Annotated in this window: 23 protein-coding genes; 12 read left to right on the forward strand and 11 right to left on the reverse strand. The window is 63.4% G+C overall.

The features are described 5' to 3' along the window. The first annotated feature begins 118 nt into the window (after positions 1-118). The 6 genes from QZX93_RS25790 to QZX93_RS25815 all read left to right on the forward strand — a co-directional run bounded on the left by QZX93_RS25790 (position 119) and on the right by QZX93_RS25815 (position 8379). Complete coding sequence (locus QZX93_RS25790; RefSeq protein ID WP_295389035.1) at positions 119-586, forward strand: DUF1566 domain-containing protein; 468 nt, start codon at positions 119-121, stop codon at positions 584-586. A gap of 393 nt (positions 587-979) precedes the next feature. After that, positions 980-1492, forward strand: a complete 513-nt coding sequence (locus QZX93_RS25795) for a DUF1566 domain-containing protein (protein WP_295388981.1) — start codon at positions 980-982, stop codon at positions 1490-1492. A 462-nt stretch (positions 1493-1954) separates the two neighbouring features. After that, positions 1955-4621: a kelch repeat-containing protein gene (locus QZX93_RS25800; protein ID WP_295388982.1), complete on the forward strand. Its 2667-nt coding sequence runs from the start codon at positions 1955-1957 to the stop codon at positions 4619-4621. A gap of 165 nt (positions 4622-4786) precedes the next feature. After that, positions 4787-6034, forward strand: a complete 1248-nt coding sequence (locus tag QZX93_RS25805; protein WP_295388983.1) for an ATP-binding protein — start codon at positions 4787-4789, stop codon at positions 6032-6034. A gap of 107 nt (positions 6035-6141) precedes the next feature. Then, positions 6142-7476 carry an MFS transporter gene (locus QZX93_RS25810; protein WP_295388984.1) on the forward strand — a complete coding sequence of 445 codons (1335 nt, stop codon included), beginning with the start codon at positions 6142-6144 and terminating at the stop codon, positions 7474-7476. 93 nt (positions 7477-7569) lie between these two features. Next, on the forward strand, positions 7570-8379 hold the full coding sequence (locus tag QZX93_RS25815; RefSeq protein WP_295388985.1) for a DedA family protein: 810 nt from the start codon (positions 7570-7572) through the stop codon (positions 8377-8379). Between the two features lie 92 nt (positions 8380-8471). Here the strand turns inward: QZX93_RS25815 and QZX93_RS25820 are convergent, their stop codons facing one another. Both QZX93_RS25820 and QZX93_RS25825 read right to left on the reverse strand, forming a co-directional pair. Then, complete coding sequence (locus tag QZX93_RS25820; RefSeq protein WP_295388986.1) at positions 8472-9707, reverse strand: GGDEF domain-containing protein; 1236 nt, start codon at positions 9705-9707, stop codon at positions 8472-8474. Positions 9708-9860: 153 nt separating this feature from the next. Continuing rightward, on the reverse strand, positions 9861-13136 hold the full coding sequence (locus tag QZX93_RS25825) for a PAS domain S-box protein (protein WP_295388987.1): 3276 nt from the start codon (positions 13134-13136) through the stop codon (positions 9861-9863). 299 nt (positions 13137-13435) lie between these two features. On the opposite strand from QZX93_RS25825, the gene QZX93_RS25830 reads away from it, so the two are divergent. Further along, positions 13436-14158, forward strand: a complete 723-nt coding sequence (locus QZX93_RS25830) for a response regulator transcription factor (RefSeq protein ID WP_295388988.1) — start codon at positions 13436-13438, stop codon at positions 14156-14158. Positions 14159-14391: 233 nt separating this feature from the next. Here the strand turns inward: QZX93_RS25830 and QZX93_RS25835 are convergent, their stop codons facing one another. Then, positions 14392-14814, reverse strand: coding sequence for a secondary thiamine-phosphate synthase enzyme YjbQ (locus tag QZX93_RS25835; protein ID WP_295388989.1), 423 nt, complete (start codon positions 14812-14814; stop codon positions 14392-14394). Positions 14815-14885: 71 nt separating this feature from the next. Between QZX93_RS25835 and recG the strand changes: the two genes are divergently transcribed. The 5 genes from recG to QZX93_RS27535 all read left to right on the forward strand — a co-directional run bounded on the left by recG (position 14886) and on the right by QZX93_RS27535 (position 19955). Beyond that, positions 14886-17015 carry an ATP-dependent DNA helicase RecG gene (gene recG, locus QZX93_RS25840; protein ID WP_295388990.1) on the forward strand — a complete coding sequence of 710 codons (2130 nt, stop codon included), beginning with the start codon at positions 14886-14888 and terminating at the stop codon, positions 17013-17015. Between the two features lie 108 nt (positions 17016-17123). After that, on the forward strand, positions 17124-18050 hold the full coding sequence (gene ubiA / locus QZX93_RS25845; protein ID WP_295389036.1) for a 4-hydroxybenzoate octaprenyltransferase: 927 nt from the start codon (positions 17124-17126) through the stop codon (positions 18048-18050). A 79-nt stretch (positions 18051-18129) separates the two neighbouring features. Beyond that, positions 18130-18822 (forward strand): thiol:disulfide interchange protein DsbA/DsbL, encoded by a 693-nt coding sequence (locus QZX93_RS25850; protein ID WP_295388991.1) that lies wholly within the window; start codon positions 18130-18132, stop codon positions 18820-18822. Positions 18823-18967: 145 nt separating this feature from the next. Beyond that, positions 18968-19414 carry a DUF29 domain-containing protein gene (locus QZX93_RS25855; RefSeq protein WP_295388992.1) on the forward strand — a complete coding sequence of 149 codons (447 nt, stop codon included), beginning with the start codon at positions 18968-18970 and terminating at the stop codon, positions 19412-19414. A 277-nt stretch (positions 19415-19691) separates the two neighbouring features. Continuing rightward, positions 19692-19955 carry an Rpn family recombination-promoting nuclease/putative transposase gene (locus QZX93_RS27535; protein ID WP_366761264.1) on the forward strand — a complete coding sequence of 88 codons (264 nt, stop codon included), beginning with the start codon at positions 19692-19694 and terminating at the stop codon, positions 19953-19955. Here the strand turns inward: QZX93_RS27535 and QZX93_RS25860 are convergent. From QZX93_RS25860 to QZX93_RS25895, 8 genes are all read right to left on the reverse strand, one after another. After that, entirely contained in the window at positions 19947-20366 is a 420-nt protein-coding gene (locus tag QZX93_RS25860) for a PIN domain-containing protein (RefSeq protein ID WP_295388993.1), read from the reverse strand. The genes QZX93_RS27535 and QZX93_RS25860 overlap by 9 nt on opposite strands. Further along, positions 20366-20584, reverse strand: a complete 219-nt coding sequence (locus QZX93_RS25865; protein WP_295388994.1) for a hypothetical protein — start codon at positions 20582-20584, stop codon at positions 20366-20368. Before QZX93_RS25865 ends, QZX93_RS25860 begins: the two co-directional genes overlap by 1 nt. 26 nt (positions 20585-20610) lie before the next feature. Then, on the reverse strand, positions 20611-21456 hold the full coding sequence (locus tag QZX93_RS25870) for an HNH endonuclease (protein WP_295388995.1): 846 nt from the start codon (positions 21454-21456) through the stop codon (positions 20611-20613). Further along, complete coding sequence (locus tag QZX93_RS25875; protein ID WP_295388996.1) at positions 21453-22148, reverse strand: hypothetical protein; 696 nt, start codon at positions 22146-22148, stop codon at positions 21453-21455. Before QZX93_RS25875 ends, QZX93_RS25870 begins: the two co-directional genes overlap by 4 nt. 184 nt (positions 22149-22332) lie before the next feature. Next, positions 22333-23226 (reverse strand): hypothetical protein, encoded by an 894-nt coding sequence (locus QZX93_RS25880; protein WP_295388997.1) that lies wholly within the window; start codon positions 23224-23226, stop codon positions 22333-22335. Then, entirely contained in the window at positions 23219-24880 is a 1662-nt protein-coding gene (locus QZX93_RS25885; RefSeq protein ID WP_295388998.1) for an AAA family ATPase, read from the reverse strand. Before QZX93_RS25885 ends, QZX93_RS25880 begins: the two co-directional genes overlap by 8 nt. Before the next feature lie 311 nt (positions 24881-25191). Continuing rightward, complete coding sequence (locus tag QZX93_RS25890; RefSeq protein ID WP_295388999.1) at positions 25192-25491, reverse strand: XRE family transcriptional regulator; 300 nt, start codon at positions 25489-25491, stop codon at positions 25192-25194. Next, positions 25488-25832 (reverse strand): type II toxin-antitoxin system RelE/ParE family toxin, encoded by a 345-nt coding sequence (locus QZX93_RS25895; protein ID WP_366761250.1) that lies wholly within the window; start codon positions 25830-25832, stop codon positions 25488-25490. The genes QZX93_RS25890 and QZX93_RS25895 overlap by 4 nt, the downstream gene beginning before the upstream one ends. Positions 25833-26011: the final 179 nt, after the last annotated feature.

Genomic DNA, 26011 nt, shown 5'->3' on the forward strand with positions numbered 1-26011 from the left:
ACCGACCTCAGTCACCGTTAACCGTTCCGACCATCCGGCCGGCGCGCCGATGTGCGGCACACGCGCTCAAGGGCAGGAACTGGGAATAGCATAGGCGGCATCATGACCAAGGCTGCCTATCAAAAGTAGGAAACTTCAGCTTGACAATGTCACCGGGTTGATCTGGGAGGTCAAGACCGCTGATGGCGGGCTGCGCGACCAGAACAATACCTATTCCTGGTACAACCCGGACCCCGCGACCAATGGCGGCTCGGCCGGATTCCTCAATTTTGGCGTCTGTACTGGCGGTATCAGTTGCGATACCGACGGCTACGTCCAGGCGGTCAATGCGCAGGGGCTGTGCGGGGCGGCGGATTGGCGGATGCCTGATCCGCGGGAGTTGCTGTCGATCGTCAGTAATGATCGTGTCTCGACGATTGACTTGGTATATTTCCCGAATTCACCCGCCGGTTCGTTTGTTTGGTCGTCTTCGCCCTATGCCGGCTACTCGAACGCCGCGTGGGCCGTAAACTTCTACGATGGCAGCGTCAACGGCTACGGTAAGGGCGGCGGCGTGTCTGTGCGACTCGTGCGCGGCGGGCAGTGACGAACGTGGAGTCTTCGCGTTCGCGGTGGTTTATCGCGGCTATCTTGGTTGCCGTCGTCGTAAATGGGGCACGGCCAATGGCGAGCGCCCGACCTGGTTCCTGCAACTGGACGTACGCAACTTTGTTAACAGCATCGATCAGGCGCTACTGTTCGGGTTTATCAATTGGCGTATCAAGACCTTATGAGCTTGTGCCGGTCGCTACGCGCCATCGGGCAGCCCTATGCCTTCATCGGCGAGGAGGTCAGTTGGCCGGTGGGATAAAGCGTCGGGTATTGAGGTATCTCTTCCTCGGCAGCGATGACAATAGCTATAAGGTGCAGCGGGCGATCACCGCGTATTTGGACGCGGCGCGCCGCGACGTTTCCTCTCGACCGACGGAGAGTACGTGAGATGAATGAGCGGTTATGGCGGCTAGCGGCGATTCTTTTGCTGTCGGCGGTCTGCGCCGGTGTCTCGGCCCAAACCTGCCGCAACGACATTGCGCCAACAGCACCCGACAGCCGATTCACCGGCCACGGCGACGGCACCATCAGCGATTCCGCCACTGGTCTGCTGTGGAAGCAATGCGCCGAAGGGTTAAGCGGGGCAGGCTGCGCGATCGGTGTTGCTGCGGCCTTCATTTGGCAGGCTGCACTGCAACAGGCGACGGACGCCAATTTTGCCGGCTATATGGATTGGCGTCTGCCGAATAAGAATGAGCTTGAATCACTGGTCGAGCGGCATTGTTATGACCCCGAGATCAATGGCGCGTATTTTCCAAATACGCCATCGGACGGGTTTTGGTCCTCGTCGCCCTATGCCGGGTACACGAGCAGCGCGTGGTACGTGAGCTTCGTCGATGGCGGTGTCGGCAGCTACAATAGGGGCTATCCCCTTTACGTGCGCCTCGTGCGCGGCGAATAGTGACTTGGTCTTTTTTGAGAAGACCGGGGGTGCCGTCGGGGTTTGGGAACCCCCTAGGGCAGAACGCCCCAGGCGGTTCCGCCTTTTGGCCGTCAGGTTCCGCCATGGTGGAGGCGGTTTCATGGCGGATCGCCTTGCGGGCCTCCGCCCTGCAACTGACGAATAGCAATGCGCTTGAGGATCTGGGACATGAAGACAAGCCTGATGGCGACGGCCGGATGCATACTGATGGCCCTGTTGACGCTCGGCACTGCGGACGCCGCGGAGCAAGTCATCACCCCGGACCCGCTCCAGCGCGCCGCGGCACCGAATCAGTCGGTCGCCTTCACTCTGGGTTATACTACCGCAAACCCCTGTTCGGACCAACTCACCGGCCTTGGCCTGCGCATCCATTGGGACTCCAGCCGTCTTGCCTTTGCCAGCCTTAGCGGCGTGCTGCCAACGGCCTTGGCCCAGGGACCGGTGGAGGACGACACCGCTGATGCGGATGGGGATGCGGCTACCGATAAGTTCGTCCAGGTGGCCTGGGCCGACGTCGACGCCGCCTGGCCCGGTGGCGGATGCACGACCACCAACCTCTTCACGGCCAATTTCAGCGTGCTGGCCGGATGGAGCGGTGTGACTCCGATTCGATTCAGCACCAGCTCGGCCGCCACCGGATACGAGTTCGGTTCAGTCCCTGCCGTGGTCACGTTGGCAATCTACGCCATTACCGCCAGCGCCAGCCCGGCGGTCGGCGGAACGGTGAACTGTACGCCTAGCTCGGTGGACTACGACGGCACCAGTAACTGCACCGCCACTGCCAACCCCGGCTACACCTTCGCGGAGTGGAGCGGCAACTGCACCGGAACCGGCACCAGTTGCACCCTGACCAATGTCACCACGGCCAAGACCGTGACCGCGACCTTCACCCTCAATCAATACACCTTGACCGTGAACATAGCCGGCACCGGAACGGGCACCGTCGGCGGTGGCGGGACCTATGACTACAACACGCTGATCACTCCTACCGCTAGCGCCGCGGCCGGGTCCACCTTGACCGGCTGGGAGCCGAGCACTTGCGGCAGCGCCTTCGCCCTGACCGCCGATACCACCTGCACTGCCATTTTCACGCTGAGCCCGACTAACGGGGTCTGGGCCACGATTGCCCCCATGCTCACAGCCAGAGCGAATCCTGGAATTGCCGCGATCGATACACACCGAACCTTGGTGTGCGGCGGTGGTCAATCGGCTAGCGACAGAACCTGCGAAATTTTTGATGTGCTGACGGGGCAATGGAGTTCGGCCGCCAGCGCGAATGCCGTCAGCTGGAGCGTAAGGATGGTCCCACTCGACAACGGCAGGATACTCGCGGTCGGCGGTAATCTGGGTACGCAGGACAATATTTACACCGAGATCTATGATCCGGTGACCAACGCTTGGCAATATACCGGTAATCTTCAGAATAATGGGGGAAGTCCATATAAGTATGGCGGGGTTAGTGTCGTTAAACTGGCGGATGGCCGGGTGCTGCTGTCCGGCAGTCGGATGTATCCATGGTGTACCAGCTCCTCCGCGGCACAACTCTATGATCCGGCCACGGGCCAGTGGACCGTGACCGGAAATATGAATATTGCACGGCAGCAGCATAGCCTGATATTGCTCAACACGGGCAAAGTACTGGTCGTTGGTGGCTTTCTTGAAAACGGGTGTAACGGCGCTAATTTGCTTTCCCAGACTGAGCTGTTTGATCCAGTAACCGGAGTATGGACCTTGACCGGCAACATGTCGGTGGCGAGACTTGCCGCTGCAGTTGCGAAGTTGCAGGATGGGCGGGTACTGGTATGCGGAGGCAGAAGCGTTTGGGATGGCGCCTACCTGAATACGTGTGAACTCTATGATCCGAATAATGGACTCTGGTCTAATACCGGGAGTATGAAAACATCCGGCGCTGGTTGGCGTTCGGCAACGGTATTGTCTGATGGTCGGGTCCTGATGGCCGGTGGTTATGGGAACAACAACCTGCCGATTGAAGAGGCGGAGATTTATGATCCGGCCACCGGTCAATGGACGAACATCGCTGCGATGAATATCGCCCGCCAAGACCACGGTGCGGTATGGTTGAGCGATAGCCGGGTGATGGTAATCGGGGGATATGACCCCTCGATTAGTGCGCCGCTCAATTCGGTGGAAACCTATTCCTTCGCAGGTTCACAGACCTACACCTTGACCGTGACAAGATCCGGTACCGGTGTTGGAACCGTCACCGCCGATGCCGGGACCATCCTCTGGAATGGCAATGTCGGTACCGCCACCTATAACAACGGCGCCACTGTCATGCTGAGCGTCAGCCCGGCTACCGGTTCCGCCTTCACCGGCTGGAGCGGAGGGGGCTGCACGGGTACCGCCCCCTGTCAGGTCACCATGGATGCGGTCAAGGACGTCACCGCCACTTTCATCCTCAACGACTACACCCTGACGGTGATCAAGGCCGGCACCGGCGCGGGCACAGTCACCGGCGGCGGGACCTATGCCTACAACACCACCGTCACCCCTGGCGCCACGCCAGCGACGGGTTCGACCTTCACCGTCTGGACCCCGGCCAGTTGCGCCAGCGCCTTCGCGCTGACAGCCGATACCACCTGCACCGCTAACTTCACCCTCAACACCTATGCCATCGCCGCCAGCGCCAGCCCGGCGGTCGGCGGCACGGTGAACTGCGCGTCCAACCCGGTGGACTACGACGGTAGCAGCACTTGCACCGCCGCGGCCAACCCCGGCTACACCTTCGCGCAGTGGAGCGGCGACTGCACCGGGACCGGCACCAGTTGCACCCTGACCAATGTCACCGTGGCCAAGAGCGTGACGGCCAATTTCGGTTTCAACATCGTGACCAGCGTCAGTCCGACCGGCGCCGGAACGGTGAGTTGCATGCCCAACCCGGTCGCGCCCGTCGGCACCAGTACCTGCACAGCCTGGCCCAGCCCGGGTCATGTCTTCGCCGGTTGGCGCGGGGACTGCGCTGGCCGGGTCGGCACGATCTGCACCCTGAGCAACATCAACTCCGCCAAGGCAGTCGTGGCGACCTATGTCGAGATGGCGCTGGTACTGCCGAGCCGCGGCGGTTGGCGGGCCGTCCTGGGGCGGTGAGCTGAGGTCGAGTGGCGGATCGCCCTGCAGGCATCCGCCCGAGGGCGGTTTGGGGACTGCGGGGCGCAACGTTGCGGGAGGTGCCCCCGTGCGGTGTGCTGGCCCGGGTTCCCAAGTTCCACAATCGTCCCGCAGCGGGCCGCGGCGCCGGTATACTGCGCCCCCATGTCACTGCTCAAGAAAAATCCCGCCTGCCCGATCCACGGCTGCGCGCTGCGACTCTCCCACCACGGCAAGAAGACCAACCCGGGGCACTACTGGATCGAGGTCCAGGGGGCGCCGCTGCTCTACTGCCCGGAGTGCCACGAACGCGGTACGGATACCTCGGTGGAGATCGCGGCGGAGGCCTCTAACGCCTTCCTGCGTCAACTGATCCGGCTCTACGACGGCTTTGAGTTTCCCCCGGAACTCGGCAAACCGCGCATTCGCCTGGACTTCAACCCGGGGCGGGCCGTCCCCGAGGGTCTGCCCACGGGCGGTCAGCCGCTCTATCAGGTGCTGGCCCCGGCCTTCGAGCCGGCTCAGGTGGCTGCCCCCAGCGCCCCGGCCAACCCCCCGGCCCATCCCGCGGCCAACCGGTCGGAGGCGCCGCCCGAGGATGCCCAGACCTTCGAGAGCTTTCAGCCGCGTCAGCCGCGTCACGGCCTGGACCAACTGGTGCTGGACCCGGAGACCCTGGCCCGCATCCGCGAGTCGGTCAACGTGCTGTTGTCACAGGACCTGCTGTTCGGCTGCTGGAACCTCGGCGCGGTGGCCCGCACCGGCCGGCGGATGGCGCTCAACTTTTATGGCCCCCCGGGGACCGGCAAGACCCTGGCCGCCGAGGCGATCGCGGCCATGCTGGAACGTGAGATCCTGGTCATCAGCTACGCGGAGCTGGAGTCCAAGTATGTCGGTGAGACGCCCAAGAACATCCGCGCCGCCTTCCGCCGCGCCAGCGAGACCGGCGCGCTGCTGTTCTTCGACGAGGCCGACTCGATCCTCGGCAAGCGCCTGACCCAGGTGTCCCAGGCCGCGGACAACTCGATCAACGTGGCCCGCAGTACCACCTTGATCGAGTTGGACAATTTTGACGGGGCCGTGATCTTCGCCTCCAACCTGGTGAAGAACTATGACACCGCCTTTCTGCGCCGGGTGCTGGCCCATGTCGAGTTCCCGCTGCCCGCCACCGAGCAGCGCCGCCAGATTTGGGAGCGGCACATTCCCAAGGAACTGCCGATCGATGACGACGTGGATTTCGCGCTACTGGCCCAGTATTCGGAGCACGCGGCCGGCGGCGACATCCAGAACGCCGTCCTGCTCGCCGCCTCCTATGCCTCGCTGCGCCAGGGCGCCGAGCAGGTGGTCGGCATGGCCGACTTCAAGCGGGCCATCGCCTTTGTACTCGATGGCAAGCGGCGCATCCTGGAATGAGCACCGCCCCCCTCGTTCCCACGCTCTGCGTGGGAATGCACCCCCTCTCGTTCCCACGCTCCGCGTGGGAATGCATCCCACCGGAGCACCACCGATGAGCATCCCCTATGACCTCTGAGCCGCGTCTCTACCGCCTCGGCTACCTGACCCTGGCCCCCGGCATCCTGCCGCGGCACGCCTGGAGCCTGCTCGTCGCCGCCTTTTTCTCCATCGGCCTGATGATCTTCATCAGCGTCGGTCAGACCTATGTGCTCAATGCGTTGCTCAAGGTGCCCGTTGAGCAGCAGGGGTCCATCAGCGGTGATCTGGTGTTTTGGACTGAGCTCATCACCCTCGCGCTCTTTATGCCGGCCGGCATCCTGATGGACCGTATCGGGCGCCGCTCCATCTATGCCGCGGGCCTGCTGCTGCTGGCGGCGACCTATATACTCTATGCCCAGGCGACCTCGGTCCATGACCTGTATCTCTACCGCATCGTCTATGCCTGCGCGGTAGTCGCCGTGGCGGGGGGGCTGTCCACGGTCATGGTGGACTACCCGGCCGAGAACTCACGCGGCAAGCTGGTGGCCACGCTGGGCTTTCTGAGTGGACTCGGGGTCGCCTTCATCCAGGGCTTGGGCGCGCTGCCCCATGCCCTCATCAAGCACGGCTGGAGCGAGCAAGAGGCCGGGCTCATTACCCATCTGGGGGTCGCGGGGCTCGCCGTCGCCGTCGCCGTGCTGGTCGCCGTCGGGCTCAAGGGTGGGACCCCGATGCATCGCAGCGATCGTCCGGGGGTGCGCGAACTCTTCATCAGCGGCTTTGCGGCGGCGCGCAACCCGCGCATCCTGCTCGCCTATGGCGCCGCCTTCATCGCCCGCGGCGACCAGTCGGTCAATGCCATCTTCATGATCCTGTGGGGCACCACCGCGGGCCTGGCCGCCGGGATGGGGAATGCGCAGGCGGTTAAGCAAGGTATGTTCTTTTTTGTCATTGCCCAGGTCGCCGCACTCGTCTGGTCGCCCGTGTTGGGTCCACTGCTTGACCGGCTGGACCGGGCCACGGCACTGGCCGTCTGTATGCTGCTCGCCGCGCTGGGTAACTTCTCACTCCTGTTTCTGGAGAGCCCGCTGGCCGCCAATGCCTGGGTCTTTTCCATCCTGATCGGTATCGGTCAGATCAGCGTCTATCTGGGCGCCCAGTCGCTCATCGGCCAGGAGGCGCCGACGCGGCAGCGCGGCTCGATCATCGGTGCCTTCAACGTCTCCGGGGCCATCGGCATCCTGGCGATCACCTGGCTGGGCGGACGCCTGTTCGACCATCTGGCGCCGAGCGCGCCCTTTGTGTTGGTGGGCCTCATCAACCTGCTGCTGGTCGCGGGGGCCCTCTATGTGCGGGCCAAGGCGCCGAGTCCGCCCATTGACAGGGGCGGCGAGAGCCAGCCGGCGGCTGGGTTGCATTGACCATCCAGCGCTCGCTACAGCGTGTCCGCGACGTATTGGAAGCAGCGCTTCTGGGGTTGAGGCGACCAAGCGGAGCGCTCACCGTTCACAACGATGAACTCGCCGCGTGGGGACGAGATCAACGAGGTACCCCAGATGATGCGTAACGCCACCAAGTCCTTGCTCCCCTTCGCCGCCGCGGCCCTGCTGTTGCTCGGGTCCACGCTTGCTGCCGCGGCAGCGGACCAGCCCCCGCCCATCGTCGCGCCGCCTCAGGTTGCCGCGGCGCCCGCCACCGCCGGGAGCCGTATCCGCGCCGAACTGCGCCGCGAGCTCGCGCGCGTCCAGCCCTGGCTCGACCGCTACGGCGACGGCGCGGTGGCGCTCGCGGTGGGGGTGGAGGGGGCCGGCATCCCGGCGCCCGGACAGACGCTGCTGGTTGCCGCCGCGCTGGACGCCGCCGCGCGCCCGGGGTTGCGCATCGGTTGGCTGCTGCTCATCGCCTTTCTGGCGGCGGCCATCGGCAACAGCCTTGGGTATTTGATCGGCCGGGTGGGCGGGCGCGCACTATTGCGGCGGGTGCGGCTGGATGCGCGCCACCTGGAACGGGTGGAGTCGGCCTTCGCGCGCTGGGGCGGCTGGCTGATCGTCGGGGCGCGCTTCTTCGACGGGCTGCGCCAATTGAACGGCATCGCCGCGGGAATCCTGGAGATGCCCTGGTGGCGCTTCACCCGGTTCAATCTGCTGGGTGCGGCCCTGTGGGTGGGCGTCTGGGGGCTGGGGGTGTATTTCCTGGAGGGGCATCTGCACGCCATCCTCGCCCTGATGCACCGCGTAAACCCCTGGGTGGGCGGTGCAACGGTCGTTGGCCTGGTCCTCTTGCTCGTTTTCCTATGGCCGCGTGCCCGGCGGGGGCCTGAGTAGGGTCCGCTGCGCGGACCGACCCCTTGGCGGGCAATTGGCTGTTGCCGAAGGCGGACGGTCCGCACAGCGGACCCTACAGGGCGCGGGCGTGGTTAGGCGCAGGTCCCTTCCGCGTGGTCCAGTGCGTCCTGCGGGGGCTCGCCACAGACCCGGTTGCGGCCGGCGCGCTTGGCTGCATACATGGCCGAGTCGGCCGCGCCCAGCAGCTCGTCCATGGTGCGGTGGCGCTGATCCGTGCCGGCGACGCCGAACGAGCTGGTGATCCGCAGGGGCGCCAGTGGCTCGATGATGGCCGGGGTCGCCGCCAGGGCGGCCCTGATCCGTTCGGCGATCACGCGTGCCCCAGCGAGCGTGGTCTCCGGAAGCAGGATGATGAACTCCTCCCCGCCGAAACGGGCGAGTAGATCGTTGCCGCGCAGGTGCCGATGGGTCGTCTCCACCACATGTCGCAGCGCCTGGTCGCCGATCCCGTGACCATGGGTGTCGTTCACCTGCTTGAAATGGTCGACGTCGAAGAGGATCAGCGACAGGGGGAGCGCGGTCTGGCGATGTCGCAACAGTTCGGTCTCCAGCCGGGTGATGAAGACCCGGCGGTTGAAGGTCCCGGTCAGTGCGTCACGCTCGGCGAGTTGGGTCAGTTGGGCGTTGGTCGAATGCAGGCTGGTCTCGGTGCGCACGAAATCGAACAGCGGGAAACACAGCGCCAGCATGAAGATCCCCATCAGGTCGAGGAGCAGCATGGTGTAGAGGACCTGGCGGCGCAGCTCCGGCCCCAGGGCATCGCTCACCGCCACGCCGTACATCAGGAAGACGGTGCGCAGGATAAAGGCCGTCCCGATGATGACGATGGCGCCGATGATGATGTTCCCGATCAGATTCTGCGGGTACGCATGGACGTAAAAGAGCCGGGCGACCGCCAGGTAGGCCGCGCCGTTCAGACTGGAGGTCATGGCGCCGGGTACGGTCTCGTTGTCGATGAACACCACCAACACCCAGAAGGCCAAGGCCAGGGTCACGGCCGAGCCGAGCAGCGTCAGCCCGAGTCCGGGCAGGCGCAGGAATTCGAGCGTCGCACACAGCAGGCACAGCGGCAGCATGAGGAGCAGGATCTCCGCCACCGGCATAGTCACTGTCGTTATGCCGTAGACGTACTGCGACAGGTTGAGCGCCCACCCGGTGGCGAAGGCCAGGGCGCCGACGGATAGCCAGTTGTAGGCGCGCTCCCCGCGGATGTGCCCGGCAATGGCCATGAAGACCCCGGTGAGGGTGAACACCGCGATGGAGACCAGGAGCAGGGTCGGCGGATCGATCAGCGAGAAGGGATACATGGCGCCTCGGCTTGGCCGCTATTCCTGTTTGGTCGGGGCCCGCGGGGGCGCTGACTTGAAGGGGTCACTGTAACGTGAAAGTCGCGCCGGGAGCGTGCTCCAAGTCTCCCTCCCCTATTGGGTGAGGGCGGGGTGGGGGAACGGCCATGGCCGTTACCGCCCATGGTCGTCCGTGACCCCGGGGTCGACGATCGCCTGGACCAATTCGATCAGCGCGCGGGGGTCGAGCGGCTTGGTCAGCACGCGCGCCAGCGGGTCCAGGGCGGCGGCATCCTGGGCCCCCGCGGCGTCGCCGGTCATGAGGATGACCGGGAGTTCGGGCCGATTGCAACACAGTGCGCTGTAGAGTGCGAGGCCATCCAGGCGGGGCATGGCGATGTCCGACAGGACCAGGGCAATACTGGGTGCAGCGGCCAGGCGGTCGAGTGCGTCGGAGCCGTCCACCGCGGTGATCACGGTCAGATTCGCGCCCTCCAGTATGCGGCACAGTGAGTCGCGTACCCGGCGATCGTCGTCGACCAGCAGGACTTGGGGTAGCCGCGGCACGCCGGGCCCTTGGGTCGGCGGCGCAGTTGTGGGTGCGGCGGGCGCCCGGTGGGGCAGCGTCCGGGGTGTGGCTGAGGCGGCCCCCGCGGGTGCGTGGGTCAGGGGCAGCCAGAGACGGACTTCGGTGCCGGCGCCGGGTGCCGAGCGGACCTGGATGGCACCATGGCTGCGCAGCGTGAACTCGCGCACCATAAAGAGCCCAAGACCGGTCCCGTGGCCCCGCGACTTGGTGGAGAACAGGGGTTCGAAGATGTGCAAGCGCACCGCCTCGGTCATACCGGCCCCGGTATCGCGGACGCACAACTCTGCACGTTCCCCGCCGACCAGTTCACCAAGGTCCGGGGGGGCTTGAACGGGGTCGGTGTGGGCGCCGACGCACAGTGTGAGACGCCCGGTGGCGCCCATGGCGTCGCGGCTGTTGAGCGCCAGGTTGAGCAGGGCGGCCTGGAGCAGGGCCGGATTGGTGAGTGCGGTGACCCCGGGTTGCAGCTCCAGGATCAGTTCAATGCCGGGTGGCAGCAGGCGGCTCACTGCCGGTGCAAAGGCCGCCACCAGCGCGCCCAGATCGCAGGGGGAGACGTCAATCTCCTCCCCCCGCCCCAGCGAGAGTAGGCCCGAGGTGACGAGCTTGGCCTGGTCGATGGCGGCCTCGGTCTCGGCGAGGACGCCGTGTGCCTCGGCGCCCACGGTGCCGGTGGGCAGCAGGCGCTCCAGATAGGCCAGGTTGTTGCCGATGGCCCCCAGGACGTTGTTGAAGTCGTGCGCGACTCCACCCGCCAGGTGGCCGATGACCTCGCGCTGGCGGGCCTGGAGTAGGCCGTCCTGGACCGCCAGCTCGCGCAGGTTGGCACTGATGCGCTGAGTGACCAGTTGCAGGATCTGCTGTTCCGGTTGGCCGCAGGCGGGGCAGCGGTGGCGATCCGCCAGGTCCAGCACGCCCTGATGGACCTGATTGTCGGCGTCGCTCCAGGTGAGGGTCGCCCGGCCCAGGAAGCTCAGGCCGGTGCCGAAGGCCGGGTGGCAGAGCGACTCGGGTTGGGGTACGGCGTGGCAGCGGACGTCGGCGGTGAGTCCTTCCGCCAGTGGAACCTCGGCGTCGATGGCGAGTCGGGTGTCCCCCACGGCGGCGAGCAGCCGGTAACGTCCACCCCGGACCTCGCCCAGGGCCGCGAGTTCAACTCCGATGGCGCTGCAGCCGTAATGCAGGAATTTGGTCAGGTCCTGGGCCGCGGGTTGGTAGCGCGTGGCCAGTTGGGAGAAGGCCTCGAGCTTGGCGCTGTAGCGTTGCAGGGCCAGTTCAGCCGCGGCCCGCGCCTGTTCCGCCTGGCGCCGTTCGGTGATGTCCTGCAGCAGGGCCAATGGGAGCGGCGCCCCCCCGGCGCTGTCCGGCAGCAGGGTAACGCTCAGCTCGGCCCACACCGGGGTGCCGTCGGGTTGGCGAAAGCGCTTGGTCAATTGGTAGCTGTCACGGCGGCCCGCCATGAGCTCCCGAAACAGGCCCAGATCGGTATCGATGTCCGCGGGATGGGCGAAGTCATCGAAGGGCCGCGACTTGATGGCCGCCCCCGCGCGCCCCAGCAGTCGCTCCAGTGCCGGGTTGACGAAGCGTGCCTGCCGATCCGGCCCGAGGATGGCGATGCCGAGCGGCGCCTGTTCGAAGACGGCACGAAAGCGCGCCTCGCTCTGTTCCAGGTCCTTGAAGTTTTGCCGCAGGGCAGACTCCATCCGCGCGAATGCAGCCGCGAGTTCCGCGGGTTCGCGCAGTCGGCTCGGGCGCGGGGGCGGCGGCGGGTTCGCCTGCTCCAGGCGGGACGGGAGCTGTCCGGCGGTCTGCGCCAGCGCCGCGATGGGGCGGCCGATCCGGCGACTGATATAGAAGGCCGCGGCCAGGGCGAGCAGGGTGATGGCACCCAACTGCCAGAAGCCACCGAGTTGGACGCGTTGCAGTGACTCCACCGCCTGGGTCGCCGCCAGTTCAGCCACCAGTTGCACCGGCTCGCCGCCCAGGGTCAGGGCGGTCTGCATCCGGTAGTGGCCCTTGCGCCAGCGCACCATGTGCGAGTAACCGGGGCGTTCGGCGAGTTCGACGGCGAGCGCCCCCGGGGGGGGCGGGACGTTGCGGCCGGCGGGCGGCGGGGTCGCGTCGATGGCGAGGTCGATCGCCCCGGCCTGTGGCAGCAGGGCCGCGATGCGTTCGGTGATCGCGGGCAGGTCGGCGCGGGCGGCGGCCAGGGTCGGTGAGGGGGGGCGGGCGGCGAAATCGGCGGCGGTGAGTCGCGTCACCAGGGTGAGGGTCTCGGCAACCTCCAGTTCCATCGTCTCGGTAAGGCGATAGTTTTGCCAGACGGTGACCCCCAGTGCGGGGGCCAGGGCGGCGAGGACCAGGGTGGTAAACAGGAACTCGCTAAACGAGACTGGTACCGGCTGGCGGCGCAGCCGCCGGATGCCGATCGCGAGCGCCCCGGCCAGGCTGGCGTTGAGGACCCCGTTGATGGCCTGTTTCAAGGCCACCAAGAGGACCTCGGTGTGGGTCATGGCGAGCGCTCCGCCGTAGCACAGCCACACCAGGGGCATCCCGAGGCAGAGCCAATAGAGGGCATCCAAGGCGGCCAGGGGCAGGACCTCGCCACGCGGGCGCAGGTGTCGGCGCAGCCACCCGACGCTGGCGGCCTCCGCCACGACGATCAGCCAGGCATAGGGGTGGTGCCAGAGCACCAGGGTGTAGGCGCCGCTCACCGCGGCGACCAGGACGCCCGCGCCGGTGCCCAGGCACTCGATCGCCAACATGGCGAAGATCGAGCCGAAGATCAGGTCCAGCCCATAGGGCAGGTGCAGATGCGCCAGGTTGCCGAGACCCGCGGCGACCGTGAGGCCGGCGAGCATGGCGATATTGTGTATAGTCCGTGGTGGCCTGGGTTGATCCGTGTCCGGCACGACAGTGAAGCCTCAGTGGGGCGGGCCGCCCGTAAATTATGTAAATTATTGGCGTCGTCGGCGCCGCGTCGGGTCATAATGGCAGTCCGCGCAACGCGCTGCGGCGATCATACCGGATGCAGCACCTTGAGACGCTACCTTTCAATGTTCAATGTCGCCACCATCATCGCAGCAAGCGACCACGCGGCGGTGCGCTCCTCGCGCCGCCGGTCGTGGGGTGAGACCAATCGGATCCGCTCGCTGCCATCGTGAACGAGTTCCCACGCATCATTATCGTCGAGGACGATGTCCCCCTGGCCCAGAGTCTGCGGCGGCTGTTGATCGGCGATGGCTGCGACGTGGCACTCGCCTTTAGTGGGGCCGAACTGCGGCGCCTGCTTGATCGTGGCGATGCCGACCTGGTGCTGCTCGATCTCAATCTAGGGGTCGAGGACGGGATGGATATCGCCCGCGAACTCGGCGAGACCCGCTCGGTTGGGCTCATCATCGTCACCGGACGGGGGGGTAAGTCCGATTGCGTCAGCGGCCTGGAGGCCGGGGCGGACGACTATGTGACCAAGCCCTTCGATCACCAAGAGTTGTGTGCCCGCATCCGCGCCGTGTTGCGGCGGCGCGACCGGGGGCGGGATGGGTTGACGGTGCTGGCGCTCGGTCCCTACCGCCTGAATACGGCGCAGCGCTGTCTGAGCCGCGAGGGCCGCTCCAGGGGGCTCGAATTGACCGCCCGGGAGAGTTCGCTGCTCGCCTATCTGATGGCCCGTCCGGCGGAGTCGGTCCACCGGTCGGAGCTTACCCTCAACGAGTCCTGGAGCCCGGACGACCGCGCGACCGATGTCCATATGAGTCATATCCGCCGCAAGTTGCAGGATGCCGGCATGGCGGAACTCCGCATCCAGCCGGTGCGGGGTATCGGCTATCGGCTGTCCCTGGTCCTGCCGGGCCAAGCGGCGCCGGACGACGGCGAGTATTGAGGCGCTGGAACGCTGCAAGGAGGCTAGCGCGGATTTCTCAGAGTCTCACGCCAAGGCGCCAAGCTCGCCAAGAAATACATAGAGGGTAGGCGAAGTCGTCAGATCATCCGCCAGGTTGATCGGCCAGCGCAGATAACGCACTGAAAGGCCTTGGCGCGCTTGGCGCCTTGGCGTGAGATATTCGAGCTAGGCAGCCGGGTACCGAGACCCAGTCGGGATGGGTGACGGGGGTTTCACGCCGGCTCGCCGCTGATGGTCAGCAGCACCTGCCGCCCCCGGGTGCCGGTGCGGTGCTCATAGAGATAGAGCCCCTGCCAGGTGCCCAAGGCCAGGCGGCCGGCGCGCACCGGCAGGGTCAGATCGGTCTTGGTGAGGATGGTGCGCAGATGGGCGGGCATGTCGTCCGGCCCCTCATTGCAGTGCGCATAACGCGGGTCGCCGTCCGGTGCCAGGCGTTGCAGGAAGGACTCCAGGTCGCTGCGCACCGAGGGGTCCGCGTTTTCGCACAGGATCAGTGACGCGCTGGTGTGCTGGAGGAAGCAGTGGCAGAGTCCGGCGTGGATGCCTGACTCGCGCACGCGCCGCCCTACCTCGGCGGTCAGGTCGTAGGTGCCGCGGCCGCGGGTGGTGACTGAGAGGTCGTGTTGGACGATCATCTTGGGGCCTCTGACTGGAAATGGTGCTACCGTTTCCCGATTGTCCAGCCCAGTGCCGATAAACGCCAGCGATGCCCGATCCCGCCACCCCCGCCACCCCCCTGGATCGTGTGCCGGTCGCGGACCTGCAACGGGTGGGTCCGCGGCTGCTCGCGCGACTCGCGCGTCTGGCTATCCATAGCGTCCAGGATCTCCTCTTTCACCTCCCGATCCGCTATCAGGACCGCACGGCGGTGGTGCCGTTGCGCGAGTTGCGCCCCGGGGTTACGGTGCAGGTGCAGGGGCAGGTCAGTGAGGCCCAAATCGGCTATGGGCGGCGGCGCTCGCTCAAGGTCTGGCTCACGGATGGGGCCGGCGCGGCTGATCAGGGGTCGGAGTCCGGTGTGTTGCTGCGCTTTTTCCACTTCTCGCCCCAGCAGTTGGCCGCCCTGCGCCCGGGGGTACGCCTCGCCTGCTACGGGGAGGTACGCCAGGGGCCGAACAGCCTGGAGCTGGTCCACCCCGAGTACCGGCTGTGCGGCGCCGATGAGGACGCGCAGGCCGCGACCGAGCCGCGTCTGACGCCGATCTATCCCTCCACCGAGGGATTGCAGCAGTCGTCCTGGCGGGGGCTCACCGATCAGGCCCTGGCGCTGCTGGAGCAGTGTCCCCCGGGCGCATATCTGCCCGCGGCGGCCATGGCCGGCTTCGTGTTCCCTGACTTGCGCGCCGCACTCAACTATCTCCACCGCCCGCCCCTGGAGGCGAGCCTGGAGGATCTCACCGAGCGTCGCCACCCCGCCTTTCTGCGCTTGGCCTTTGAGGAGCTGGTGGCCCATCAGGTGAGCCTGCGGCGACTGCGGCTCGCCCATGCCCTGACCCCGGCGCCGGTGCTGGGCGGTGACGGCGGGCTGCGACGGCGCCTGCGCGAGGTGCTGCCCTTTGACTTGACGCCCGATCAGGAGCATGCCGTGGCCGAGATCGCCGCAGATCTCGCCCGGCCGCTGCCCATGCAGCGCCTGCTGCAAGGGGACGTCGGTTCGGGCAAGACGGTGGTGGCGGCCCTGGCGGCGCTCCAGGCGATCGAGTCCGGCCGTCAGGCGGCCCTGATGGTGCCGACCGAGCTGCTCTCGGAACAACACTGGAAGGGTCTGGGGAACTGGCTCAAGCCCTTGGGGGTGGAGCCGGTCTGGCTCACCGGCCGGCATAAGGGGCGCGAACGCACCGCCATCCTGAAGGCCATCGCGGAGGGTCGGGCGCCGCTGGTGGTGGGCACCCATGCACTGATCCAGGAGGAGGTGCGTTTTGCGGACCTGGGGCTCGCCATCATCGACGAGCAGCACCGCTTCGGCGTACACCAGCGAATGCAACTGCGGGCGAAGGGCGCCCAGGAGGGCGGGGCGCCCCACCAGCTCATCATGACCGCGACCCCCATCCCGCGCTCGCTCGCCATGACGATTTATGCGGATCTGGACCTGTCGGTGATTGCCAAGGCGCCGCCGGGGCGTACTCCCATCGTCACCGTGGCGCTGCCCGACGAGCGGCGCGCGGCAGTGATCGCCCGTGTCCAGGACGCCTGTGCGAGCGGGCGCCAGGCCTATTGGGTCTGCACCCTGATCGACGAGTCGGAGGCGCTCCAGGCGCAGGCGGCCGAGGAGACCGCCGCACAACTCAAGGACCTGCTGCCCGGGGTGCGGGTGGGGTTGGTGCATGGCCGGCAACGGGCCGCCGAGCGTGAGTCGGTGATGGCGGCGTTCGCGGCGGCCGCGCTGGACCTGTTGGTAGCGACCACCGTGATCGAGGTCGGTGTGGATGTCCCCAACGCCAGCCTGATGATCATCGAGAACCCGGAGCGGCTGGGGCTGTCGCAACTGCACCAGTTGCGCGGCCGGGTCGGGCGCGGTGCGGCGCAGAGCCATTGCGTGTTGCTCTATCGCGCCCCCTTGACCGCCCAGGCCCAGGAGCGGCTGGCCCTGATTCGCTCCACCTTGGACGGCTTCCGGATCGCCGAGGAGGATCTGAAGATGCGCGGGGCCGGTGAGGTGCTGGGCACCCGCCAGACCGGCACCCTGGCGTTCCGGGTGGCCGATCCGTTGCGCGATCAGCACCTTGTCAGTGCCGCCCAGCGCGCGGCCGACCTGATCCTGGCCAGCCATCCGGACCTGGTGGAACCACTGATTCAGCGCTGGCTGGGGCGGCGGGAGGCGTTCGGGGTGGTGTGATAGACCGGCGCGCGCATGAATGCCGCATCTGTGCCCGTCAGTCGTGTGATAATCTCGTCAGCCGCGCCCAGCCACTCGGCTGCCTTCGATGACCTAGTGTTCCGGATGATGTCCAACACCGAAGTTCCCCCAGTCAAGATCGGCGATAGCCGCACCGCTGCCCGCCCGCCAGCGTGGCGCGAGCGCCTGCGCAACTATTATTTTCTGGTCCGCCTGCACCGTCCTATCGGCGCCTTCCTGCTCATGTGGCCGGCCCTGTGGGCACTGTGGCTGGCGGGGGATGGGCATCCGCCCTGGCCCGTGGTCCTGATCTTTGTGCTGGGGGTGGTGCTCATGCGCTCCGCCGGCTGCGCCATCAACGACTTTGCCGACCGCGATTTCGACGGGCATGTGGCCCGCACCAATCAGCGACCGCTCGCCACCGGGGCGGTCAGTCCCGGCGAGGCGATCGGGGTCTTCGTGACGCTGTCGCTGGTTTCCTTTGCGCTGGTGCTGCTGCTGGATTGGTACACGGTGGCCCTATCCACGGTGGCGCTAGGTCTGACCGCGGTCTACCCCTTCATGAAGCGCTTCACCCATGTGCCCCAGCTCTTCCTCGGGGCGGCCTTCGGCTGGGCGATCCCCATGGCCTACATGGCCGTGGCCGGCACCATCCCGGTCGCGGCCTGGTTACTCTTCGTCGCCACCCTCATCTGGGCACTGATATATGACACCCAGTACGCGATGGTGGACCGGCCGGACGATCTCAAGATCGGCATCAAGTCCACGGCTATCCTGTTTGGCGACCGGGATCGGTTGGCGATCGGGGTCCTCCAGGTCGCGATGCTGGGCCTGCTGCTCGGGATCGGATTGGATGCCGGGCGGGGTATCTGCTATCTGGGTGGCTTGGCGATCGCCGCCGGGCTCGGGCTCTATCAGCAATGGCTGATCCGCGACCGTGAACCCCGGGCCTGCTTCCAGGCCTTTCTCAACAACAACTATTTCGGCCTGGCGGTGTTTGTGGGTCTGGTGCTCGACTATGCCGTCGGCGGTTGAGGCCAGCGCCGCGGTGGGATCGCCGCCCCATTGCCTGCCTTGCTCCGCACATCAATTTGTACACATGAGGATTTAGACCATGTTCCCTAGCCTGCGCGTCCCCTTCCTGGTCGGCATCGTGGCCGCCTTATCCCTGTCGATTGGCGCGGCCTGGGCGGCGGATGAGGACCTCGGCTATGCGACTCTGAGCCCCCCTGTCGCGACCGCGACCGGGGATCAGGTCGAGGTGGTGGAGGTCTTTTCCTACAGCTGCCCCCATTGCTGGCACCTGGAGCCGATGATGAACAGTTGGGTCGGCACCAAGCCCGCAGGTGTTGCCTTCCGTCGGCAGCCGGGCACCGGTGGCCGTTGGGAGCCCTACGCCCGCGCCTATTATGCCGCCGAGTCGCTGGGCAAGCTGGATGAGTTCCACACGGCCCTGTTCAGGGCCCTGCAGGTGGACCGCAAGCCCATCCTCAAGGAGGAGGACCTGGTCAAGTTCGCGGGCGAGATTGGGATCGACCCTCAGGAATTCCGGGCGGCCTACAACTCGTTCACGGTCGAAACCAAGGTCCGCAAGGCCACCGATCTGAATGCACGCTACGGCATCGATGGGGTGCCGACGGTGATCGTCAATGGCAAATACCGCACCAGCCCGGCCCAGGCCCAGGGTGCGGCGAAGATGTTTGAGGTGCTGAATACACTGGTGGCCCAGGAACTCGCCGCCAAGACGCCGGCGGCAGTTCCGGCCGAAGCGCCAAACGCAGCGCCAGCGGCGGTTGCGCCTAAGTAACGACTGGGTTGCTCCTACCCCGTAGGAGCGGCCCCCCGGCCGCGACGGGTTGCCGCCAGTGCCGGTAGCGATCTGGCTCCCGCGCTCCTGCGTGGGAGCAAGTGCGGGCGCTCCGCGTCCAGCACAACGACCAATAGGAGACAGAATGCGTGCTGCAATCAGTTACGACCACGACGTCATGGCTTGGGCCAACGAACAGGCCCGGTTGCTGCGCGCCTGGCGTTTCGAGGCCCTGGATATCGAGCACATCGCCGATGAGATCGAAGACGTGGGCAAGAGCGAACAACGCGAATTGGCAAATCGGATGGCCATACTCGTGGCCCACCTGCTCAAGTGGCAGCTTCAACCACAGCGGCGAGGCGCTAGTTGGGAAATCGCCGTCGTTCATCAGCGCAAGGCGATTGCGTTACATCTTAAGCATGTCCCAAGTTTGAAGGCTAAACTCGGTGATGCTGAATGGTGGGAGGTCGTATGGGGCGATGCGATCTCGCAAGCGGCAAGGGAAACCGGGTTAGGCGATTTCCAGCAATCCTGTACCTGGACGTTCGACCAAATCATGAATCCGGAGTTTTGGCCGGCGGCACTCGACTGAGGCTTTGATTACCTTGGAGATATCAAAAGACACCTACGACACCGCCCCGCCTAATCTTGCGCCTACTCAAGCCCCGAAGGGGCGCGACATACCAGCCCAGGGCAACGCCCTGGGTATCACGTAATCACAGACCCCGGCCCTGAAAGGGCGTTACATAAGGAGCCCCGCCGTTATGTCACGACCTTTCAGGGCTAGGCCAAATACGACGTTAACCCAGGGCGTTGCCCTGGGCTGGTATCTTCGACCCCGTTGGGGTCGGTATGCAAGATAAGGTGGAATTGGGTACTACGTCTCGACCGACCTGCGCTCGGTCTACTCCGACTTGGTCTATCGCCTGAGGTATGGCGACGGACGCTTGAACCTGTACCTGCTGTTTGAGCACAAAAGTAGCCCCGAGCACTGGACCTTGCTGCAACTGTTGCGCTACATTTCACGAGTTGGTTGCACCCTTGCCGTCGGGGTTGGCCCCATTCGTGCCGCAGTTCACCTACGCCCTGCACGACATCTCTGCCCGCACCGACGCCTGCTGCACTCAGGATGAGTGTCGTAGCAGAATCGTGAAACCCGCCTGGGTGAAATGGTGATCGGTGGTGAAGACCTGCGCGATGCCAAGATCGGATGCGACGACGATGCTGATCGAGTCCGTAAGGCTCCAATCCTTGTCCGCCATTTTCCTGAACAGCGTCAGCCCATTTTCTAATAAGCGCGAGTCGAGCGGAAGACAACGCCAACGAGGCGATTGGCGGGCCGTCTCGATCAACCGCAGCGCCACGCCCTTAAATTGGGCTCGGCTGAAGGTGTTTCCGACCTCAAGCAGAACCGCCTCGGTGGTGACGAAACGGCACCCCGTCAACGTGAGCTGACGGCTGACCTTAACCGCTTGTGCGTGCCATTGATCATCCTTGTTGCCGAGCGCAACGAGAGCGGCGGTGTCGACGAGAATCGTTTTCATTAAATCGCGCCGAGGTAATGGTCATGTCGCTCGGCGAGGTCTGTGACGCCGGTATCTACTGCGACCCCTTCGATATCTTCTAACAGCACCCACCATTCATCTTGACTCAGGCCGCCGGTCAAGGATTCGGCCAGGAGATCAATGACGAATCGACGCGGGTCAGGGAGGGCAGCCAACTTCTCTGCCAACTGATCGGGAAGGTCTAATGTGATTTGCATGTTAACCACCTAGTGTTATGGCTGGGTTAGGCGTTGTTCTCTTTGCGCGTGATAAGCGTCTCGATCGGTCTGCATTCGCCGCCCCTATGAATCATCGCATGGCAGTTTGCACAAACCACGGCGAGGTCTTCGAGTCGAGTCAGTATGGGGCTTAAGGATTCAGAAAGTGGGCGGAGGTGATGTACGTGTGCGAAATCGGCGCCAACGTTTCCATACCTTTCTTGAAAGTCAAATCCGCAGCCTGCAACTGCACAGCGAATCCGTCCGTCGAGATTCCTCCTCTTGACGTCAGCAAGCTTTGCGTGGCGTAAGGCCCTTTCTCGCGAGCGATGAGTCAAGAACATTGAGCGAGTTATGCCCTCGAAGGCCGATAATTCAGTATCCGCGCTGGCCAATAGAAGTCCGTGTGTGACCAGATGTTTCTGCCATTGCTCAGCCACGGCTGTCGCGCAATCGGAGATATCAATCCCCCCTGCTGCGGTATTCATGGGAAACTGAGCGAGCGGGCCGATCCGGTGAAGGCGCGGATCAAGAAGCGGCTGAACGTCCGGATTTAACAGGACATCGGGTTTGAAGGCGATACATCGCTGCAGCGTTCCTATCTTTGCAAGCTTGGGATCTCGATGCTCGCAAAGGAACGGTTCTTTGCTGATCCAGCCTGATCCAATAATCCCCTTTGGTTCAATCCCCTGTCGCAGTATGAACACGCGCGAGCCAATGGGGAACGTCTTGCGATTTCCACAGCTCCAGCGTCTTTCATGGGGAATGCCCTGGCGACATTTCTCTATCATATCCGGCAAGTCGTCCCAGGAGTAATCGTCGGGATTCCAAGTCAGTAGATAAGTTTTCATATAGGATACGCGCTTGTTCACGCCTTCAGCAGTTCGATAATCTGGCGCTTTGCGTCATCGAGCTTGTCGGGGCCCGTCTTTACCGATAGATTGTTGCGCGGCTTGCGTCCGAGGAAATAGGCGATCCGTTCGGCGTTGGCGCCGGATGGATGAGGGAGCCCCCGCAGGACCATGGCGGGGCGGATTCCGTGGGTCTGCGCGACCCAATCCAGTGCCAGGGTCGGCTTGGGTCCCAGCGGGATGACGATGGCGTGCGCCAATGTCTTGATGAGTGGGACGAGGTGTGATGTCAGCATCTTGGTCAACAGGGGGTGACGCGTCATGGTAGGCGCGCCATTGTAGTTGGCTCCGTTGACAAAAACCGGAAACACAAGGGCTGAGGCGGCCTGCAACCAATTGGCCTTTGCGTCGAACAGCGCTGCCGCGCTTTCGATGCCCAGGCGTCTCTGTAGGCCGACCGCATCAAGCATCTCAACCAAAGGTCCCCGCATCTTTCCACTGAACCCGGCAGCGCGTTGTACTCCCACCAGTGCCTCCTGATCCGAACACCCTTGCGCCAGGGCGGTTTGCGCGGACTCGATCGCATTTACAGCCTGGGTCAGTCCAGGAGTGATCCCGAGTAGAATCACTTTCGCATCGGGGTTCACATAATCGGATGGGACATAGTATATGGAGAGGTCGCCATCACGTTCAAGCAGGAACTCATTCGGCAAGACTTAGCCGGCGCCCTCTTGGCGGGTATTGCCTTTCTGATACCCGACGATTGCGGGACGAAAACGTGTGAACAGTTGCGTTGACATACTCGTTACTCATGTTGATGAACACGGTCTCGCGATCGATGTGATGGGCAAGGCATACCCCATCTCCAAAACCTGATGACGAAATCCCTGACGCAGACTAAAATCGCCATTCCCAGGAATCGGCTATACTAAACTCATGAGTCTGCTCTAAATACAATGAATACAACTTGGCGTGGAGGTCCTTGTCGATAATCGAAATGTCCACCAACTGTGGCTCAGGTGGCGCATCGAAGCCTTTGTCGTAGCGCAGTCCACCCTTGCTGGTCAATAAATACCTTGCATGGAACGACTGGTCGGAGCTTGTGCCGTCAACGAAATAAAAGAAGACGCGAAAGCCGCTCAAGGATCGGCGACTGAGGCGCTTCTCAAAGTTGTCGCGGGCGTTCGATCCGCCGTCCTTCGCGCAGTAGTCTGACTTTGTATACACATGAAAAGTCTTGCACTTGCCGGCGTCCAGCGCCAGCTCTGCAAGTCGGCAAAGAACGCTCAAGTAACCGGGGCTTCCCGCGCGGAAATAGGGGTCAACGATCGCGGCGTCTGAGCTTTCATGGAGGAAGACCGCGCCGGCCTGGGTAAGGTTCTCTGCATTGTTCATGCAGCGGATTTCGCGTGCCGTTTCGAAAAAATCCTCGTCTACGTCTCCGACTGGGGCAAATGCCACGCCGTTGGCTGTCCTTTGTTTTTGTTCCTGGACGATAATTCGGTCGAATGCAGATGGCTCGGAGCGTTCGGCATTGGTTATCCAGTCGAGCGAACTGTCATAAGGCATCCGCGACGATACCATCCGGTCTTCTTTGTATTTCTTCAGCCTCTCCACAAACTTCATCCGCTCGATGTCCCCGACATCCAGTGAATCGAGTAGCGCGCGGGACCAGGATTTCGGGAAGCGAACCAAGACCCGGCCTTGGGCGAAGCTGAGTTTTTCCATGACATAACGGAAATCTTCCCAACGGGTCAATGCGCTCGGCTGAACGGCGAATTTCTTAATCATCTTCGCCAAATAACTCCACTTCGCGCTCGGCAAAGAAGCCTCGTGGCCATCGGTCAATGAACTCGCCTTCAGCCGATACCCGCAGATGCACGATGTTCGTGCCCTCAGTGGTTGGATTAAAATAATAGAAAGCAACTTGGTCGGGTTCCAGTTGAAATTCCCGGTGTCTTATATCCGCCACGCTGGTCTCCCGGATGCGCCGTAGAAGCCGAAGGGCAAGAAATTCGCTGTGCGATTCGATCACAAATGACGTTTCTGCGCTGTTGTACCGGCTGATGAAATAGTCGGCGATCTCGGTCTGAAGGCTTGGGTGCAGATGCAGTTCCGGTTGTTCGATGAAGATTTGCTCCTTCAAGAAGCCGGCAGTGAGCACCGGAACGAGCTGTGGAATGCCGGCGCCGACATTGCTGACACTCACCTGCTCGTTCAGCCCATCTTCATGTAGGTTTATGAATGTGATGCGATCTGGGACAGTGGATGCAGGGCGTTGTCCGCTCGCGGCTATCTGGTTGCAATGGTCGGTGCCGGGTTTACGTACGTCTGAATGGGAAACGCAAATTCTGTGCTTCAAATTCAGTCGTTGAGGCGCATTCAGCCAATCGTTGACAAGGGTTATTAGTGACTGATTGTATCTGCTGTCTGCGAGTTCTTTCCATGCTTGACCACCGTCACGCCAGGACCACTCGGAATGACTAAGATCGGCATATATCTCGAAAGAGTCTCCGTCAGGACTGGCTGACAAGAAGGTCAGGTCTTTGTCAGTTGGCATTTTCCGGACAGGCCCAATGTGGGTGAAGTCGAGTGCCGATGACGCAATGTATTGCAAGGGCACCATTATTAGCGCGCGAATCACTGTGCGTGCAAGCAATAAAAGAATTTGATCGGCGGTTGTTGGGTTGCCTGGGAGTCCACCTTGAAGATCAAGAAAGCCGTTATCAAAATAATGCCATAAGGATACGCTGAGAGTGTTCTCGTGCATGCGTATAGCTTCAGGATCGGGGCCGAATAATCGCTCGATGAGGCTCGGTAAGCTCTCGCTATGATCTTGAAGATCTTTATTGGCGATTGCGATGACCGGATGGATCAGGTTAAATTTTAGCGTATCCCGGGTAATCGTGGCCAATAACGCCCCATTGATGCTTATTTCCACGGGATAAGCGCACGGCCCGCGGCGCGTTTCATGAAGCCGACCAGCGCCGGAATCCCAGCGCTCGTCTAGGTAATTTACTGACCAGTCCACACGTATATCTATTGGATTGTTCTCGCGATGCGGCTGGTTCATTTGCTGGGTTCGCTGAAAGAGGTACCACGCAAGGCGGGGTAGGTTTTCTTCTAGTGTTCGAGCAAACTCGGCGATTTGACCGGAATTATTGGTGCGGCAATAATCAAACTCATAGAATTTCCCTGATAGTCCAATCGTCATTGTCTGGGTATAATCATGATTACGCATCGCGCGTAGCAAATCTTCGTTGTCCTGGAATGTCGCATCACCATGCGAGCATAAGCGACCAACGAGATCGATCACTCCGTATACAGCGCTTTTACCCGCAGAGTTCGGCCCATAGAGAATAGTAATAGGCGCCAGATTGATGTCGACCGGTCCGGCAATGGCGCGAAAATTCCGGATATGGACCTGGGTGAGTCGATTTTTCATGAAATGCGGGAGGATACGAAAGTGCGGTCGTTGGCGGGACGGGGTTTTTGTGCCTTGGGAGGGTATGGCCGGACCTCGTCGGGGCTGTATGATCGCTTTCCCCGAGCACCTGACAGACCAGGTTCGCGCGATGGGAGGCTTTATGCTGAAGCTTCTAGCTTAGGAAGCAGGATGACGGGGCAGGCGCCCGACGTCACGGCTTTTCGCTCGGTCTGGCGCAGATTTCTGCACGACAAGGAGGGCAGGCTCGAATTATCGTTTGGCCTGGCAGAAATTCTCGAACAATGGCATGAGAGACGACGACCTGGAAATCACGCCGCCTCGAGCCGGACCTGAACACGCAGGCCGAGTACAGCCGCGATGTTTACCAGGGCATCAAGCGAGAAGCGAGAGATGCGCCCTCGCAGCAAGTCATTCATGCGGGGCTGGGTGACTCCGCAACGCGTGGCCGCCTCGCTCTGGGTCCACCCATGTTCGGTGACGATGGCGGCAATCTGATCCATCAGTTCGGAACGCAATTTCAGGTTTGCGGCCTCTGCGGGTGTATCGGCGATAGCATCCCACACACTGGCAAAGGTCTGAATGTCTTGTTCGTTGGTTGGGTTGCTCATTGCTCACCCCGTATCAGTCGAGCGAAACGCGCCTTGGCGATATCGATGTCGCGCTTCGCGGTGGTTTGGGTCTTTTTCTGGAATGCGTGAAGGACGTAGACGGCATCCGCCAGGCGCGCCGTGTAGATGACGCGAAAGGTGCCCGCGTCATCCCAGACTCGGATCTCCTCGACACCCTTGCCGATCGTCGGCATGGGTTTGAAGTCATCGGGAGGCAAGCCTCGCTGGACCAGGTCAAGTTGGCGCCCCGCGTCTTGCCGGGCATCGCGCGGAAAGGCCCGGAGGCATTTGAGGGCATCGCCCAGGAATCGCACCGGTTTCATGTGTCGGACTATATCCATTCCAATATACGAGTGCAAGGCGTCTTGTTAGAGAGTGATCCCGCGTCGCGAGTGTCCCGGCGCTCGGGAATCGCTGTTCACTCTTGCGGACAACTTTCTTTTCCGTTCCCCCAAACGAAAACCGGCGCCCCCCGGATTGCTCCAGGACGCGCCGGTGAGGTCCCCCCCGACTGAGAACC

The organism is uncultured Thiodictyon sp., assembly GCF_903946935.1.
In the GTDB taxonomy this organism is placed as follows: Bacteria; Pseudomonadota; Gammaproteobacteria; order Chromatiales; family Chromatiaceae; genus Thiodictyon.